Raw genomic sequence first — 15359 nt, 5'->3', positions numbered from 1 at the left:
AGCCGACATGGCTCAGTGCTGCATCAACCCCAGCATCCTCTCCGCCGACTTCGTCAACCTCGAGGCGGAGCTGCGCAGAATCAGCAATGCCGATGCCGTCCATGTCGACGTCATGGACAACCACTTTGTGCCGAACCTGACCCTCGGCCTGCCTGTGGTCCAGCGCATCCAGGCCGTCAGCCCTGTGCCGCTGGATGCGCACCTGATGATCGCCGACGCCGACCGCTGGGCACCCGCCTACGCCGATGCCGGCGTCGCCTCCGTGACGTTCCACGTCGAAGCCTCGATCGCGCCCATCAAGCTGGCGCGCGAACTCCGGGCCCGCGGCGCCAAGGCCGGAATGGCACTGCGCCCCGGCACCCCGGTGGAGCCGTACCTGGACATGCTTTCCGAACTGGACTTGCTCCTGATCATGACCGTGGAGCCGGGTTTCGGCGGCCAGTCATTCCTTGACCTCACACTCCCCAAGATCAGGCGGGCCCGGGCAGCAATCGATGGTTCCGGCACCGGCGTGGCGCTGCAGGTGGACGGCGGCATCACCGAGGAGACGATTGTCCGGGCAGCCGAGGCGGGGGCCAACGTCTTCGTCGCAGGGTCCGCCGTGTACGGCGCGGACGACCCCGCAACGGCGATTGACCGCCTCAGGGCCGCTGGCTCGCGCCCGGTTTCGGCCGGGGCGCATGCCGTCCCGGAATCATGACGGAGTCTGACGGGAATAGCAGGACCAGTCATTCAGTTGTGACAGAATAACAACACACATACGTGCTCCGGGGTCGGTGTAAGTCCGAACCGGCGGTGACAGTCCGCGACCCGCGAGTCGGCACAGGTCCTATCCAGGAGCTGTTCCGGCGGACGGTTGAACCGGTGAAATTCCGGTACCGACAGTTAAAGTCTGGATGAGAGAAGCACGTACAGCTGTTACTGCAGCGCCCTTCGGGCGGTGCGGTATTGCGCTGTCGTATACCCCCGGAGCCAACGCGGTTCTTGAGGGAAGGAACGACGAACGCTTTGACGCCGCAGACAACAGCCATGTTCAGCGCTGCCGAGATCGATGCCATGGAGGTCGCCCTCGACGCGGCCCTCCAGGGTCCCCGCGGGGCAAACCCGCTGGTGGGCGCCGTCGTCGTCGGATCCGACGGCCAGCGGCTGGTGACCGGATACCACCGCGGCGCCGGGACCGCCCACGCGGAGGCCGACGCCATTGCCCAGGCCGGGATGAAGGGCATCGACCTGGCCGGGTCCACCATGGTGGTCAGCCTGGAACCCTGCAACCACTGCGGACGGACCGGGCCGTGTGCCCAGGCAATCATCGACGCCGGCATCGCGTCCGTGGTGTACGCCGTGGACGACCCCCACGATCCTGCCGCGGGCGGAGCCGCAACGCTGCGGGCCGCCGGCGTCGACGTCCGTTCCGGGCTGTCCGCCCGGGCTGCGTTCGAGCTGAACCGCCGGTGGTTTGAAGCCGTCTTCGCCAAGCGCCCCTTCGTCACCCTTCACATCGCCCAGACGCTGGACAGCCGCATCGCGGCAGCGGACGGCACCAGCCAGTGGATCTCCAGCCCGGAATCCCTGGCTGACAACCACGGACTCCGCAGCCGGGTTGATGCCATCCTGGTGGGCACCCAAACACTCCTGGTGGACAATCCCCGGCTCACCGCCCGGGACGCCTCGGGCGAGACGGCCGGCAGCCAGCCGCTGCGGGCGGTCATGGGGCTCCGCGGGATTCCCGACGACGCCGCCATCCACGGGGACGACGGCCGCGTGCTGCACCTGCCCACCCGCGACCCGAACGAGGCCCTGGAGCAGCTCTTCGCCGCCGGCGTCCGGCACGTCATGGTGGAAGGCGGTTCCCGGATCCTGAGCGCCTTCCTCGCCGCCGGACTCGTGGACGAACTGATCGTCTACCTGGCGCCCACCCTGCTCGGATCCGGCACGGCAGCCCTCGGCGACCTCGGCATCACCACCCTGGCCGAGGCCCAGGGCTGGGAATGGGATGCGGCGTCCGGGGGAGCCGTACAGACCCTCGGCCGGGACTTGAGGCTGCACCTCTGCCCGGGGCATCCCGAACCCGCCGGCCTGGCAGTCGACCCCGGCCCTGAACTTTTCCCATCCGAAATCCACCCACCCGAACCCTTACCGCACCGCACCGGCGCGGGCACCGCCACAGGAGGCCACTGATGTTTACCGGAATTATTGCCGAACAGGGCAAGGTCCTGTCCGTTGAACGCAACGGCGACGTCAGCGCCACCGTGCGCCTGCATGCGCCCGGCAGCACCGAGGGACTGGCACTTGGCGGCTCGGTGGCCGTCAACGGAGTGTGCCTGACCGCCACCGCCATTGACGGCAAGGACTTCAGCGTTGACGTCATGGGCGAGACCCTGGTGCGGAGCACCATCGGAGAGCTCGACGCCGGCGACACCGTCAACCTGGAACGCTGCGTTCCTGCCGGCGGACGCCTGGACGGACACGTTGTCCAGGGGCACGTGGACGGAGTCGGCGAACTCCTTGAACGCGAGGGCCTGGGCAATTGGGACCGGCTGCGGTTCGGCGTGCCCGTAAGGCTGGCGCGCTACATCGCCGAAAAGGGCTCCATCGCCGTCGACGGCGTCTCCCTCACGGTCACGGCCGTCAGCGAGGCCTCGGAACCGGCCCCGTGGTTCGAGGTGGGCCTCATCCCCACCACCCTCGCCGAAACCGGGCTGGGGGCGAAGAGCCTTGGCGGCAGGGTCAACCTTGAAGTTGATGTGCTCGCCAAGTACACCGAGCGCCTGCTCGCCTTCGCCGGCGGCACCGCAGTTGGCAACGTGGCTGCCGGAACGGGGGACTCAAAATGAGCCAGGTCAAGCACACCCCCGAACTGCGCACCGAAGACCTGGGCGCGAGGACCGGGCTGGACCCGATCGAAGTCGCCGTACGTGCGATGGCTGCCGGCCGTCCGGTCCTGGTAGTGGACAACGAGGACCGTGAAAACGAAGGCGACATCATTTTTGCCGCCCAGCATGCCACCCCCGCCCTAATGGGCTGGACCGTCCGGTACAGCTCCGGGGTGATCTGCGTACCGCTCGACGGCGCCCGCGCCGACGCCCTGCTGCTACCGCCCATGGTCGAGGTCAACGAGGACTCCAAGGGCACTGCCTACACGGTGTCCTGCGATGCCGCCGTCGGCGTCAGCACGGGAATCTCCGCAACAGACCGGGCGCTCACGGCACGGGTGCTGGCGGACCCCGGGAGCAGTCCGGGATCAATCACCCGTCCCGGGCATGTTTTTCCGCTGCGCGCCGTTAACGGTGGAGTGCGTGAACGTCCGGGCCATACCGAGGCGGCCGTGGATCTGTGCCGGCTTGCCGGACTGGAACCGGTGGGCGTGATCGCGGAGGTTGTGTACGACGATGGAGAAATGATGCGCCTGGACGGACTACGCGGCTTCGCAGCAGAACATGGCTGCCCCCTGATCTCCATCGAGGATCTGGTGGCATACCTGGAAGCAGCGCAGACCACCGGACAGGCAGCGGTCCCGGCAGGGAGTGAGGAGATACGATGACGACTTCAGAGGCACGAAACGAGGTCAGGGCCGAGCGCGGGACCCACCCGGTGAGCGGGGGTCCCATCGTCCAGCTGCCCAGTGAGTTCGGCGAGTTCGTGGCACAGGCCTGGACAGACCTGGTGACTGGTGCGGAACACCTGGCGATCAGCTCCCCCCTCCCGCCCGTCGACGGAAAAGTGCCGCTGGTGCGACTGCACTCGGAGTGCCTGACCGGCGACGTCTTCGGCTCCTACCGCTGCGACTGCGGTGAACAGCTGGCGTACGCGCTCGAAAAGATCAACGAAGAGGGCGGGACCCTGCTCTACCTGCGGGGCCAGGAAGGCCGCGGCATTGGCCTGGCCAACAAGATCAAGGCCTACGCCCTGCAGGAAGCCGGCTTCGACACCGTGGAAGCCAACGAGCACCTGGGCCTGCCTGTTGACGCGCGGCGATACAACGCCGCCGCGCAGATTCTGGCTGAGATGGGCCTCCATGATGTGCGGTTGCTGAGCAACAACCCGGACAAACAGAACCGCCTGGCGGATGCCGGCGTCAACGTGGTGGAAATGGTGCCCACCGAGGTTCCGTCCCGCGAGCAGAACATCCGCTACCTGCAGACCAAGAAGGACCGGATGGACCACCGGCTCGTCCTGGACGCCCAGACGACGGAACCGGTGACGGCACTGCCGGCGGCCGGCCAGGGCCCCTTCCAGCACGAGCAAGACTGACTCGAACACGACTGACCCCCACACGACTGACCCGATACAGAAACGAACCAGGAGACTTTAATGAGTGGACACGGCGCACCGGAGATCGACCTCACCACCCTTGACCCGGCGGAGACGTCGCAGCTGAAGCTGGCCATCGTGGCCGCCAGCTGGCACACCCAGATCATGGACGGACTGCTTGATGGCGCGCTCCGCGCCGCGAAGGACGCCGGCATCAATGAACCCACTGTCCTGCGGGTGCCGGGCAGCTTCGAGCTCCCCGTGGCCGCCGCCCGGCTTGCCAAGCACTTCGACGCCGTCGTGGCGCTCGGCGTCGTGATCCGCGGCGGCACGCCGCACTTCGAATACGTCTGCGAGGCAGCCACGATGGGCCTGACCGACGTCAGCGTCAACACCGGCGTACCCATTGGCTTCGGCGTGCTCACGTGCGATACCGAACAGCAGGGCCTGGACCGTGCGGGCCTTCCCGGCTCCTCCGAGGACAAGGGCCACGAGGCCGTCACCGCTGCGCTGGCCACCGCCGTCACCCTCAAGCAGTACCGGTAGGCGTCCCGCTTGCTTGCTCCGGTCCTGTGTGTTGCCTCACATCCGCGCCGTCATGGAACGGCCCGACAGGCGGGGTCAGGGCCGGAGCAAGTAGGCTGGAGGGCGTGAAGAATTTCGAGACGCTGTTCGCAGAACTGAGTGAGAAGGCAGCCACCCGTCCGGCAGGCTCCCGCACCGTCGCAGAATTGGAGTCCGGAGTCCACGGCATCGGCAAGAAGGTCGTGGAGGAAGCCGCCGAAGTCTGGATGGCCGCCGAGTACGAATCCGATGAGGCCGCAGCCGAGGAAATCTCCCAGCTCCTGTACCACCTGCAGGTTCTGATGCTCGCCAAAGGCCTGACCCTGGAAGACGTCTACAAGCATCTGTAGCCATGCTGAGCGTGGCCGATTGCCTGTAACCAAGACTTCCTAACCCAGAAAGACCCCTCATGCTGCGAGTTGCCGTCCCCAACAAGGGATCCCTGTCCGAAGCGGCTTCGGCCATGCTGTCCGAAGCCGGCTACCGCCAGCGCCGCGATACCCGCGAACTGGTCATGGTGGACCCGGACAACGACATTGAATTCTTCTTCCTCCGCCCGCGGGACATTGCTGTCTACGTCGGCCGGGGCACCCTCGACGTCGGCATCACCGGCCGCGACCTGCTCCTCGACGCCGAGGTGGAAGCCGAAGAGCTGCTGCCGCTGGGCTTTGCCGCCTCAACGTTCCGCTTCGCCGGCCCGGTGGGCGATTTCAGTGCAGCTGAACAGCTGGAAGGCAAGCGCCTGGCCACCAGCTACGACGGCCTCCTGCGCGGCTACCTCGCCGAGCGCGGCATCAACGCCAAAGTTGTCCGCCTGGACGGCGCCGTTGAATCATCGGTGCGCCTCGGCGTCGCCGATGCGATTGCCGACGTCGTCGAAACCGGCAACACGCTGAAGGCTGCCGGGATGGAGATCTTCGGCGAACCGATCCTCAAGTCGGAGGCGGTGCTGATCCGCCGCACCGGCCAGGGCACGGCGAACGGCACGGCCAAGGAGATCGAGGTGCTGATCCGCCGCCTGCAGGGCGTGCTGGTGGCCCGGCAGTATGTCCTGATGGACTACGACATCCGCAAGGAACTCGTGGAGCAGGCCGCAGCCCTGACGCCGGGCCTGGAATCACCCACGGTGTCGCCGCTGCGCGATTCGGAATGGGTTGCCGTCCGGTCCATGGTTCCCAAGAAGGAAACCAACCGGATCATGGATGAGCTCTACGACCTGGGTGCCCGCGCCATCCTGGTCAGCAGCATCCACGCCTGCCGGATCTGATCCGGGCCCGTCCAACGGCCCTCACCGAATCCCCTCCAGCGAATCCTCAGGAGTAATCATGGCTGTAGCAGTGCGCGTCATTCCGTGCCTGGACGTTGACGCCGGCCGAGTGGTCAAAGGCATCAACTTCGAGGGCCTCCGGGACGCCGGGGACCCCGTCGAGCTGGCACACCGCTACGACAACGGCGGAGCCGACGAACTGACGTTCCTGGACGTGACCGCGTCATCGGGCAACCGCGAGACCACCTTCGATGTGGTCCGCCGCACCGCCGAGGAAGTGTTCATCCCGCTGACGGTCGGCGGCGGTGTCCGCGGCGTCGCCGAAGTGGACAAGCTCCTGCGCTTCGGGGCGGACAAGGCCTCCATCAACACGGCTGCCGTCGCCCGGCCAGACGTCATTGACGAAATAACCAGGCACTTCGGTTCGCAGGTCCTGGTGCTCTCGGTGGACGCCCGGCGCACCCGCCCCGGATCCGAGCCGACGGCGTCGGGTTTTGAAGTGACCACCCACGGCGGCCGGCAGGGGACCGGCATTGACGCCATTGCGTGGGCACGTGAGGCCGCGGAGCGCGGCGTCGGCGAAATTCTTCTCAACTCGATCGATGCGGACGGCACCAAGGACGGCTTCGACATCGAACTGATCCGCCTGGTCCGCGGTGCAGTCAAGGTGCCCATCATCGCATCCGGCGGCGCGGGCAAGCCCGAACACTTTCCCCCTGCTGTCGCGGCCGGGGCGGACGCCGTCCTGGCGGCGTCGATCTTCCACTTCGGACCCGACGACATGATTTCGCAGGTCAAGACCGCCATCCGTGCGGCGGGCTTCGAAGTCCGCTAGCCAACAGCCTTAAGAAACGCGGGGCCACGTGCGCCGTCATCCTTTGACCGGATGGCGCAACGTGGCCCCGAGTTTCCCGTCAAACGGGGTTAGTTAGAGGCCGACTTCGGCTGACTGGAGCAGCGCGACGGCGTCCGGCTGGCCTTCGAAGGTGACCAGCGCGTGGCGGGTGCGCCCGTGGGCGTGCATCAGCAGTTCGCCGGGTTCGCCGACAATGGCCACCGACACGGGGGCGCGCTTGGCGACGTGGCGTGGACCGGACGGACGCACCAGCACGATGCCCAGGTCCACTCCGCGGTACAGGATGGCTGCGCGCTTGACGAGTTCGTCCCACAGTGCGTCTGAATATTCCTCGTCCAGGGCCCGCGGCGCCCATCGGTCCACGGCACGGCGGACGTCCTCGGTGTGCACGAAGTACTCAATGAGGTTGGAGCTTTCGGCCAGGGCTTTGATCCGCAACGGCGACAGTGCCGGAGGGCCGCCGCGGAAGGTGTTGACCAGCCGGGCGTAGTCCTCGGGGGTCTTGACTTTGGCGGCCAGCTTCGCGGTGGCCTCATCGGAGGCTTTGGCCAGGCTCTTGATGATGAGGCCAAGCCCGACGCCGGCCTTGCGTTCGCGCAGGTAAAGGTGCGCGGCGAGGTCACGGGTGTGCCAGCCCCGGCAGAGCGTGGGGGAGTCAGGACCGGCCGCCAACAGGGTTTCGGCCAGGACTTCTCGGGACGGATCGACGAAATGCATCACTTGTGAAACTAGCACGAGAGGCGGCGAGTTGCGCAGTGGAACCGTTCCGAATTTCGAGCTGATCGTCACACTGTGGTGAGGCACTAGACTTGGTCTGATGTCTGAGCAGCCCGCCCCCGCCCCAGTACCTTCTGCAGTGCCCGTTTCGGCACCCGATACTGCACGCGCTGGTGCGCCGGCTGCTGCACACAACGGCAGCGTTCTTCCGGCCGACGTAGCTGCCGCCCTCAAGCGCGACGGTGCCGGCCTGGTGGCCGCCATCGTCCAGCAGTTCGACACCAACGAGGTCCTTATGCTCGGCTGGATGGACGACGAGGCGCTGCGGCGCACCATGACCACCGGGCGGGTGACGTTCTACTCCCGGTCCCGCCAGGAGTACTGGCGCAAGGGCGATACGTCCGGCCACGTGCAATGGGTCAAGTCGGTTGCACTGGACTGCGACGGCGACGCCCTGCTGGTCCGCGTCGACCAGGTTGGCGCGGCCTGCCACACGGGCACGCGGACCTGCTTCGACGGCCGCGGGCTGTCCGTGGTTGCCGGCGAAGCCAGCGTCACCGGAAACGCCAGCTAGGACGTTCCAGGCCGGGAGCGGCGCAGCCGCCGGCTCCCACCCACAAGATTCAGGCACCACTTACGAAGAGGCGGACAACCATAGCCATGCAGGACCTTGGAATCATCAGCCCGGGCCTCGAGGAATTCCGGGAACTCGCCAGCCACAGCCGCGTCATCCCCGTCCGGCTCAAGGTACTGGCCGACGCGGAGACGCCCATCGGGCTCTACCGGAAGCTGGCGAACGGCCAGCCCGGCACCTTCCTGATGGAATCCGCCGCCGTGGGCGGGGCCTGGTCCCGCTATTCCTTTATCGGCGCCAAATCCCGCGCCACCCTGACCACCAAGGACGGCCAGGCGCACTGGCTGGGCCAGCCTCCGGCCGGCGTACCCGTCGACGGCAACCCTGTGGATGCCATCAGGGACACTGTGGAGGCCCTGCGCACTGACCGCTTCGACGGGCTGCCGCCCTTCACCTCCGGCCTGGTCGGCTTCCTCGGCTGGGAAACCGTGCGGCACTGGGAAAAGCTCACCAGGCCGCCCGAAGACGACCTGCAGCTGCCGGAACTGGCCCTGAACCTGGTCACCGACATGGCAGTGCACGACAACATGGACGGCACGGTCCTGCTGATCGCCAACGCCATCAACTTCGACAACAGCTCCGAGCGCGTGGATGAGGCCTGGCATGACGCCGTGGCCCGGGTCAAGGCACTCCTGGCCAAGGTCAGTACGCCCGTGGAACAGCCGATTTCGGTCCTGGAACCCGCCGCGCTGGACTTTGCCTCCAGCGTGCAGGAGCGCTGGAACGAGCCTGACTACCTCGCTGCGCTGGACCGCGGCAAGGAAGCGATCGTTGACGGCGAAGTGTTCCAGGTGGTCATCTCACGCCGCTTCGAAATGGAGTGCGGTGCCGATCCGCTGGATGTGTACCGGGTCCTGCGGAACACCAACCCCAGCCCGTACATGTACATCTTCAGCCTGGAGGACGCCGCCGGCCGGGAGTACTCCATCGTGGGTTCTTCCCCGGAGGCTCTCGTGACGGTCACGGGCGAGGAAGTCATCACGCACCCCATCGCCGGTTCCCGTCCGCGGGGAAAGACCGTGGAGGCGGACAAGGTGTTCGCCGAGGAGCTGCTGGCGGACCAGAAGGAACGCGCCGAACACCTCATGCTGGTGGACCTGTCCCGCAACGACCTCTCCAAGGTGTGCGTTGCCGGCACGGTGGATGTCACGCAGTTCATGGAAGTGGAGCGGTTCAGCCACATCATGCACCTGGTCTCAACGGTGGTGGGAAAGCTCGCGCCCGCCGCCAAGGCCTACGACGTCCTGAAGGCCACATTCCCCGCCGGCACGCTCTCCGGAGCCCCGAAGCCCCGCGCGCTTCGGCTCCTGGACGAGCTGGAACCGCACCGCCGCGGCATCTACGGCGGGGTGGTGGGCTACCTGGACTTCGCCGGCGACATGGACATGGCCATCGCCATCCGTTCAGCACTGCTCCGCGAAGGCCGGGCCTACGTCCAGGCCGGCGGCGGCATTGTGGCCGACTCGGTCAACCCGACGGAAGCCCTGGAAACCGTCAACAAGGCTGCCGCGCCGCTGCGCGCCGTGCACACAGCGGGATCCCTGCACAACATCACTGCCGAGTCCGTTCCGGAGCCGGGACAGACAACCGGCGGAGACGCCGGCGGCACCCCAAGTCAAAGCGCAGGCCGCTGATGGGTGTCCGGGAAGACGGTACCCAGGATGGCGCCGTGCAGGAAGGCGGGGCCATTCAGCCGGCGGCCGCCAAGCGCACCGGGGCCCCGGTGTGGGCGCGGAAGTCCTCACTGGTGCTGATCATTGCGGCCATGGCCCTCGCGGCCTTCGGCAGCACCACCCAGACCTGGCTGACCGTCCACCTTGACCCGGCCCAGCTGGGCCAGGCGGTCAACAGCCAGGACGGCCTGCAGGTGCAGGGCAGCAAGGCAGCCACCACTGTCACCGCGTTGGCCCTGGTGGCGCTGGCGGGCGGCCTGGCCGCATCGATCGCCGGCCGGATTGCCCGTTGGATCATCACCGCGATCATCGTCCTGGCCTCGGCAGGCATCGTCACCGCGGCCGTCACGGTAATGGCCGACCCGCTCGCTGCGGCCCAGGGCTCCATCGCGGCAGCCACCGGGATCACCGGGAGCAGCGTGCAGGTGAGCGTTTCCGCATTTCCCGCACTCGCCGTCGTCGCCGGAATTCTGCTGGGGCTTGGTGCCCTGCTGATCATCCCGGCGGGACGCTACTGGAAGACCCGGACTAAGTATGACGCCGCAGCGGCCGGTGCAGCCGAGGGCCCGGCGGACGAGATCGACAGCTGGGACAGGCTGTCCCGGGGCGACGATCCCACGTAGGCCGGGCCCGCCGATGTCCAAGGCACGGCCAAAAAATGGCAGAATGTAAGCAGTATTCATCCTGAGGAGATTTCCATGAGCAAAGCCACTGTTTCCGCATCCAAATCCGCTGCTGCAGAAAACGTCAACACCGGCGTCGACCACAGCGCAGACCTCGGCCACGGCAACAGCCCGGCAGCCTGGACGTGTGTGATCGTTATGCTGATCGGCGCACTCATCGCGTCCATCGCCTTTGTCATCGCCAGCACGCCCATTTTCATTGCCGGCGCAGCCGTGATGGTCATCGGCCTGCTTGCCGGCTGGATCATGCGCAAGGCAGGCTACGGCGTGGACGGCAGCAAGCTGAAGAACTCCGGCCACTAGCAGTGACTGTCCTCGACGACCTCAACGCCGGTGCCCGGGAAGACCTGGAGGCCCGCCGGCGCCTGGTGTCCCTTGCTGAGCTGAAGGAACGCGCTGCCGCGGCCGCCCCGGCGCGTGACGCATGGGCTGCCCTCGGCGGCGATTCCTCGCCACGGAACCAGCTGAAGGTCATCGCCGAAATCAAGCGCCGCAGCCCGTCCAAGGGCGACCTGGCAAGCATCGCCGATCCGGCCGACCTGGCGGTCCAGTACGCCGACGGCGGAGCATCCGTCATCAGCGTGCTCACTGAACAGCGCCGCTTCAGTGGATCCCTCGCCGACTTCGACGCCGTCCGCCAGGCGGTGGATGTTCCGCTCCTGCGCAAGGACTTCACGGTTGACGAATACCAGATCTGGGAAGCCCGCGCCCACGGCGCCGACGTGATCCTGCTGATCGTGGCGTCACTGAGCGACGCGGAGCTGCGCGACTTCAGCCAGCTCACCCGTGAACTGGGCATGAACGCCCTGGTGGAGACGCACACAGCCGGGGAGATTGAGCGTGCCGTCGCTGCGGAGGCCCGGATCATCGGCGTCAACGTGCGCAACCTCAAGACGCTCGACGTCGACCGTTCCGTTTTCGCCTCCCTCGCCGGCAGCATCCCTCCGGAAGCTGTCATCGTTGCGGAGTCCGGAGTCCGCGGCGCGGACGATGTCCGGCACTACGCCGCGAACGGCGCCAACGCCGTGCTGGTGGGCGAAGCGCTCGTGAGCGACGCAACGCCGCGCGAGCGGATTGCCGAATTTACCGCTGCTGGGGCGGAAGCCATCGCAGCAAGGGTCTGACGACCGGGGCGCCCGCCCGCAGGAAGCTGCGGCCGGGCGCCACCCGATATTTCTTAAGAACAGTGGAACAGGATGGTGAGACCGATGGTCGACGCGCCAACAACCGGCTCTGACGAGGGCACCGCGGACGCATTTCTTCAAGGAGACCGGTCCCTGCGCCACGCGCCAGGTCCCTATTTCGGCTCCTACGGCGGGCGCTGGATGCCCGAATCCCTCATCGCGGCCCTGGATGAGCTGGAGGACACGTTCGAAAAGGCCAAGGCCGACCCGGACTTCGTCGCCCAGATCGCGGACCTGAACAAGAACTACTCCGGGCGCCCGTCCCTGCTCACCGAAGCCAAGCGCTTCGCCGAGCACGCGGGGGGAGTCCGCGTCTTCCTCAAGCGCGAGGACCTCAACCACACGGGCTCGCACAAGATCAACAACGTCATCGGCCAGGCCCTGCTCGCCACGCGCATGGGCAAGACCCGCGTGATTGCCGAGACCGGCGCCGGCCAGCACGGCGTGGCCAGTGCCACCGCCGCGGCCCTGCTGGGCCTCGAGTGCGTGGTGTACATGGGCGCCGAGGACTGCCGCCGCCAGGCGCTGAATGTGGCCCGCATGGAACTCCTGGGTGCCACGGTCATTCCCGTGACCAGCGGCTCGCAGACCCTCAAGGATGCCATCAACGAGGCACTCCGCGACTGGGTGGCAAACGTCGGCCACACCCACTACCTCCTCGGCACCGCCGCCGGAGCCCACCCGTTCCCGGCCATGGTGCGGTACTTCCACGAGGTCATCGGTGAGGAAGCCCGCGCCCAGATCCTGGACCAGACCGGCCGGCTTCCCGACGCCGTGTGCGCCTGCATCGGCGGCGGCTCCAACGCCATCGGCATTTTCCACGGCTTCCTGGACGATCCCTCCGTCAGGATCTACGGCTTCGAAGCCGGCGGCGACGGCGTGGACACCGGACGCCACGCCGCCACCATCACGCTGGGCAAACCGGGCGTGCTCCACGGCGCACGCTCCTACCTGATGCAGGACGACGACGGCCAGACCATCGAGTCGCACTCCATCTCGGCCGGGCTGGACTACCCGGGCGTCGGCCCGGAACACTCCTACCTCGCGGACATCGGCCGCGTCAGCTATGAGCCCATCACGGACTCGGAGGCGATGGACGCCTTCCGGCTCCTTTGCCGCACCGAGGGCATCATCCCCGCCATCGAGTCCGCCCACGCACTTGCCGGCGCCATCAAGGTGGGCCAGCGCCTCGCGGCGGAGGCCAGCAGCGCAGGCGAAGCCGCAGCCGACAAGATCGTGATCGTGAACCTTTCCGGCCGCGGGGACAAGGACGTGGCCACGGCCGCTGAATGGTTCGACCTGCTGGACAAGGATTCTGTAGAGGCCGAGATCGGCAAAGAGGGGGAGCAGCTGTGACCGGCGTTCAGGACATCACCAGCACCAGCAAATCGGCAGCCGCCATCGACAAGGCACGCGCTGAAGGACGGGCAGCCCTCATCGGCTACCTGCCCGCCGGCTACCCCGACGTGGAGCAGACCATCGCAGCCGGCATCGCGCTGGCTGAGAACGGCGCCGACCTGATCGAGATCGGGATCCCGTACTCCGACCCCGTTATGGACGGAGTGGTCATCCAGGCCGCCACCACCGAGGCCCTCGCCAAGGGATTCCACGTCCGCCAGGTCTTCGACGTCGTCCGCGGCATCACCAGCAAGACCGACGCCGCGGTATTGGTGATGACCTACTGGAACCCCGTCATCCGGATGGGCGTGGACGAATTCTCCCGCCTCCTGGCCGAGGCCGGGGGAGCCGGACTCATCACCCCTGACCTGATTCCCGACGAAGCCGCCGAGTGGATGGCCGCCTCGGACAAGTACGGACTGGACCGCGTATTCCTCGTGGCCCCGTCCTCCTCGCCGGAACGGATGAAGCGCACGGTGGATGCCAGCCGCGGCTTCGTCTACGCCGTGTCCATCATGGGCGTCACCGGTGCCCGCGAATCCGTCAGCAGCGCTGCCCAGGGCGTCGTGGCTGCCGCGCACGCGGCAGGAGCGGAACGCGTCTGTGTGGGGCTCGGCGTGTCCAATGCCGGCCAGGTCCGCGAGATCGCGGCCTACGCTGACGGCGTGATCGTGGGGACGGCGCTCGTCGCCGCCATCCGCGACGGCGGCGTGGAGGCTGTCGCGGCCCTCACCAAAGACCTCAGCGCCGGCCTGACCAGGGAAGAAGCCTAAACAATGCAGACTGTCCTCCACGCGGCGGCCATGCTCCCCGCCAGTATTCCGAGTCCGGACTGGTCCGGGTTCGACATTCCGCTGCCGTGGGGGTCACTGCGGATCCACGCGTACGCACTGTGCATCCTTGCCGGAATCGTCGTTGGCCTCTGGCTGGCGTCGGTCCGCTGGAATAAGCGCGGCACGCCGGAGGGCAGCCTGTGGGACATCGCCATCTGGGCGATCCCGTTCGGTATCATCGGCGGCCGCCTCTACCACGTGTTCTCGTCACCGGACGCTTACTTCGGCCCCGGCTTCGACGGCACGGGTGACCTTTCCCTGATCCCGCAGATCCAGCGCGGGGGATTGGGGATCTGGGGTGCTGTCCTCCTCGGCGCCGTGGGCGCCTGGATCGGCTGCCGCCGGGCCGGGGTCAAGCTCACAGCGTTCCTGGACGCCGCTGCTCCGGGGCTGCTGCTGGCCCAGGCCGTCGGGCGCTGGGGAAACTACTTCAACCAGGAACTCTTCGGCGGGCCCACCACTCTTCCCTGGGGCCTGCAGATCGACGCCGATAACGCGAACTTCCCGGCTGGAATGCCGGCTGACACGCTGTTCCACCCGACGTTCCTCTATGAATCCCTGTGGAACATCGCGGGTGTGGTGATCCTGCTGGCGCTGGACCGGAAGTTCAACTTCCGCCGCGGACGGCTGTTCTGGATCTACGCCATGTACTACACGCTGGGCCGGGTCTGGATCGAAGCCATGCGGATCGACGACGCCGAACAGATCAACCTGTTCGGCATCACCACCCGACTCAACGTCTGGACCAGCATCGTGGTGTTCCTGGCGGCCCTGATCGTGTTCGTGGTGCTGGGCCTCCGCAAGCGCGATGAGCCGGATACCCCTTATCTTGCCGGTCACATTCCGGCGGAGAAGGAGGGCGACGCTGACGCCGGGAACGGTGAGGACGCCGAATTGGAAGCAGTTCCTGCGCACGGCAAAAGCATCCGGCATTCGGACAAGAGTGTCTCAGATAGTGAGTCCCGTGGTAATCTCCCAGATAACCAAAGCGGTCCGGGGCACACTTCCGCCCCAACTGAAGCGGTGACGGATTCATCTGTCGGCACCAAGCCCGTCAAGGGCTCGCCGGCAGCAGGAAACCCCGATCACCAGGACTCCGGATCCGCGCCGGGCACTGACGGCACCAAGTAGTCAGTTCCGGCAACCGGGCCGCAGAGCTACCGCTCGCAGCGCCCGTTCCCACAGCGTCGTGGCACCAGGGCCCCGTACCCGTCAGCACAGAGCTGCCGACGGGTCAAGCCCGGGTCAGGGGCCTGCGTAACTGTTAGTTCAGCAGGCCGGGCTGACCTACAATTTCCA

18 protein-coding genes and 1 riboswitch are annotated in these 15359 nt (G+C 67.0%); of the genes, 17 read left to right on the top strand and 1 reads right to left on the bottom strand.

Translation table 11 applies throughout. The features are described 5' to 3' along the window. The first annotated feature begins 7 nt into the window (after nt 1–7). From rpe to hisF, 9 genes are all read left to right on the top strand, one after another. Complete coding sequence (gene rpe / locus CXQ91_RS16140) at nt 8–700, top strand: ribulose-phosphate 3-epimerase (RefSeq protein ID WP_104174919.1); 693 nt, start codon at nt 8–10, stop codon at nt 698–700. Between the two features lie 58 nt (nt 701–758). Then, nucleotides 759–913: riboswitch (FMN riboswitch) on the top strand. Nucleotides 914–1029: 116 nt separating this feature from the next. Further along, a complete protein-coding gene (gene ribD, locus CXQ91_RS16135) occupies nt 1030–2178 on the top strand; it encodes a bifunctional diaminohydroxyphosphoribosylaminopyrimidine deaminase/5-amino-6-(5-phosphoribosylamino)uracil reductase RibD (RefSeq protein WP_104174918.1) in 1149 nt (382 codons plus the stop codon). Further along, nucleotides 2178–2834 carry a riboflavin synthase gene (locus CXQ91_RS16130; protein WP_104174917.1) on the top strand — a complete coding sequence of 219 codons (657 nt, stop codon included), beginning with the start codon at nt 2178–2180 and terminating at the stop codon, nt 2832–2834. Before ribD ends, CXQ91_RS16130 begins: the two co-directional genes overlap by 1 nt. Further along, the gene (gene ribB / locus CXQ91_RS16125; RefSeq protein ID WP_104174916.1) at nt 2831–3541 is read left to right on the top strand and encodes a 3,4-dihydroxy-2-butanone-4-phosphate synthase; all 711 of its coding nucleotides are present in this window, start codon (nt 2831–2833) and stop codon (nt 3539–3541) included. The genes CXQ91_RS16130 and ribB overlap by 4 nt, the downstream gene beginning before the upstream one ends. Next, nucleotides 3538–4251 (top strand): GTP cyclohydrolase II, encoded by a 714-nt coding sequence (gene ribA / locus CXQ91_RS16120; protein ID WP_104174915.1) that lies wholly within the window; start codon nt 3538–3540, stop codon nt 4249–4251. The genes ribB and ribA overlap by 4 nt, the downstream gene beginning before the upstream one ends. 60 nt (nt 4252–4311) lie before the next feature. Beyond that, nucleotides 4312–4797 carry a 6,7-dimethyl-8-ribityllumazine synthase gene (ribH, locus tag CXQ91_RS16115; protein ID WP_104174914.1) on the top strand — a complete coding sequence of 162 codons (486 nt, stop codon included), beginning with the start codon at nt 4312–4314 and terminating at the stop codon, nt 4795–4797. A gap of 104 nt (nt 4798–4901) precedes the next feature. Then, nucleotides 4902–5165, top strand: coding sequence for a phosphoribosyl-ATP diphosphatase (locus tag CXQ91_RS16110; RefSeq protein ID WP_028270786.1), 264 nt, complete (start codon nt 4902–4904; stop codon nt 5163–5165). A 59-nt stretch (nt 5166–5224) separates the two neighbouring features. Continuing rightward, nucleotides 5225–6082 carry an ATP phosphoribosyltransferase gene (gene hisG, locus CXQ91_RS16105; protein ID WP_104174913.1) on the top strand — a complete coding sequence of 286 codons (858 nt, stop codon included), beginning with the start codon at nt 5225–5227 and terminating at the stop codon, nt 6080–6082. Nucleotides 6083–6140: 58 nt separating this feature from the next. Next, the gene (gene hisF, locus CXQ91_RS16100; protein ID WP_104174912.1) at nt 6141–6917 is read left to right on the top strand and encodes an imidazole glycerol phosphate synthase subunit HisF; all 777 of its coding nucleotides are present in this window, start codon (nt 6141–6143) and stop codon (nt 6915–6917) included. 93 nt (nt 6918–7010) lie between these two features. On the opposite strand, the gene CXQ91_RS16095 is transcribed toward hisF, so the two are convergent. Further along, entirely contained in the window at nt 7011–7655 is a 645-nt protein-coding gene (locus tag CXQ91_RS16095; RefSeq protein WP_104174911.1) for a TIGR03085 family metal-binding protein, read from the bottom strand. A gap of 100 nt (nt 7656–7755) precedes the next feature. Between CXQ91_RS16095 and hisI the strand changes: the two genes are divergently transcribed. The 8 genes from hisI (at nt 7756) to lgt (ending at nt 15191) form a co-directional block, all read left to right on the top strand. Then, a complete protein-coding gene (hisI, locus tag CXQ91_RS16090; protein ID WP_104174910.1) occupies nt 7756–8229 on the top strand; it encodes a phosphoribosyl-AMP cyclohydrolase in 474 nt (157 codons plus the stop codon). Nucleotides 8230–8315: 86 nt separating this feature from the next. Next, nucleotides 8316–9923 carry an anthranilate synthase component I gene (locus CXQ91_RS16085; protein WP_104174909.1) on the top strand — a complete coding sequence of 536 codons (1608 nt, stop codon included), beginning with the start codon at nt 8316–8318 and terminating at the stop codon, nt 9921–9923. Further along, complete coding sequence (locus CXQ91_RS16080) at nt 9923–10585, top strand: Trp biosynthesis-associated membrane protein (RefSeq protein WP_258074037.1); 663 nt, start codon at nt 9923–9925, stop codon at nt 10583–10585. The genes CXQ91_RS16085 and CXQ91_RS16080 overlap by 1 nt, the downstream gene beginning before the upstream one ends. Nucleotides 10586–10660: 75 nt before the next feature. Beyond that, nucleotides 10661–10948 (top strand): HGxxPAAW family protein, encoded by a 288-nt coding sequence (locus tag CXQ91_RS16075; RefSeq protein WP_104174908.1) that lies wholly within the window; start codon nt 10661–10663, stop codon nt 10946–10948. Nucleotides 10949–10950: 2 nt separating this feature from the next. Then, a complete protein-coding gene (gene trpC, locus CXQ91_RS16070) occupies nt 10951–11769 on the top strand; it encodes an indole-3-glycerol phosphate synthase TrpC (RefSeq protein ID WP_104174907.1) in 819 nt (272 codons plus the stop codon). Nucleotides 11770–11853: 84 nt separating this feature from the next. Beyond that, complete coding sequence (trpB, locus tag CXQ91_RS16065; protein ID WP_104174906.1) at nt 11854–13185, top strand: tryptophan synthase subunit beta; 1332 nt, start codon at nt 11854–11856, stop codon at nt 13183–13185. Next, on the top strand, nt 13182–14000 hold the full coding sequence (gene trpA / locus CXQ91_RS16060) for a tryptophan synthase subunit alpha (RefSeq protein ID WP_181038921.1): 819 nt from the start codon (nt 13182–13184) through the stop codon (nt 13998–14000). The genes trpB and trpA overlap by 4 nt, the downstream gene beginning before the upstream one ends. 3 nt (nt 14001–14003) lie before the next feature. Next, nucleotides 14004–15191 carry a prolipoprotein diacylglyceryl transferase gene (lgt, locus tag CXQ91_RS16055; protein WP_104174905.1) on the top strand — a complete coding sequence of 396 codons (1188 nt, stop codon included), beginning with the start codon at nt 14004–14006 and terminating at the stop codon, nt 15189–15191. The last annotated feature ends 168 nt before the right edge of the window (nt 15192–15359 follow it).

Source organism: Arthrobacter sp. Y81 (assembly GCF_002929335.1).
In the GTDB taxonomy this organism is placed as follows: Bacteria; Actinomycetota; Actinomycetes; order Actinomycetales; family Micrococcaceae; genus Arthrobacter.
The sequence above is the reverse complement of the archived record's forward strand: the minus strand, read 5'-3'. Positions and strand labels throughout refer to the sequence as shown.

What these genes read in the sequence shown, in the direction of transcription:
- rpe (WP_104174919.1), top strand. Translation starts at nt 8, where the DNA reads ATGGCTCAGTGCTGCATCAACCCCAGCATCCTCTCCGCCGACTTCGTC.
- ribD (WP_104174918.1), top strand. Translation starts at nt 1,030, where the DNA reads ATGTTCAGCGCTGCCGAGATCGATGCCATGGAGGTCGCCCTCGACGCG.
- CXQ91_RS16130 (WP_104174917.1), top strand. Translation starts at nt 2,178, where the DNA reads ATGTTTACCGGAATTATTGCCGAACAGGGCAAGGTCCTGTCCGTTGAA.
- ribB (WP_104174916.1), top strand. Translation starts at nt 2,831, where the DNA reads ATGAGCCAGGTCAAGCACACCCCCGAACTGCGCACCGAAGACCTGGGC.
- ribA (WP_104174915.1), top strand. Translation starts at nt 3,538, where the DNA reads ATGACGACTTCAGAGGCACGAAACGAGGTCAGGGCCGAGCGCGGGACC.
- ribH (WP_104174914.1), top strand. Translation starts at nt 4,312, where the DNA reads ATGAGTGGACACGGCGCACCGGAGATCGACCTCACCACCCTTGACCCG.
- hisG (WP_104174913.1), top strand. Translation starts at nt 5,225, where the DNA reads ATGCTGCGAGTTGCCGTCCCCAACAAGGGATCCCTGTCCGAAGCGGCT.
- hisF (WP_104174912.1), top strand. Translation starts at nt 6,141, where the DNA reads ATGGCTGTAGCAGTGCGCGTCATTCCGTGCCTGGACGTTGACGCCGGC.
- CXQ91_RS16095 (WP_104174911.1), bottom strand. Translation starts at nt 7,655, where the DNA reads ATGCATTTCGTCGATCCGTCCCGAGAAGTCCTGGCCGAAACCCTGTTG.
- hisI (WP_104174910.1), top strand. Translation starts at nt 7,756, where the DNA reads ATGTCTGAGCAGCCCGCCCCCGCCCCAGTACCTTCTGCAGTGCCCGTT.
- CXQ91_RS16085 (WP_104174909.1), top strand. Translation starts at nt 8,316, where the DNA reads ATGCAGGACCTTGGAATCATCAGCCCGGGCCTCGAGGAATTCCGGGAA.
- CXQ91_RS16080 (WP_258074037.1), top strand. Translation starts at nt 9,923, where the DNA reads ATGGGTGTCCGGGAAGACGGTACCCAGGATGGCGCCGTGCAGGAAGGC.
- CXQ91_RS16075 (WP_104174908.1), top strand. Translation starts at nt 10,661, where the DNA reads ATGAGCAAAGCCACTGTTTCCGCATCCAAATCCGCTGCTGCAGAAAAC.
- trpB (WP_104174906.1), top strand. Translation starts at nt 11,854, where the DNA reads ATGGTCGACGCGCCAACAACCGGCTCTGACGAGGGCACCGCGGACGCA.
- lgt (WP_104174905.1), top strand. Translation starts at nt 14,004, where the DNA reads ATGCAGACTGTCCTCCACGCGGCGGCCATGCTCCCCGCCAGTATTCCG.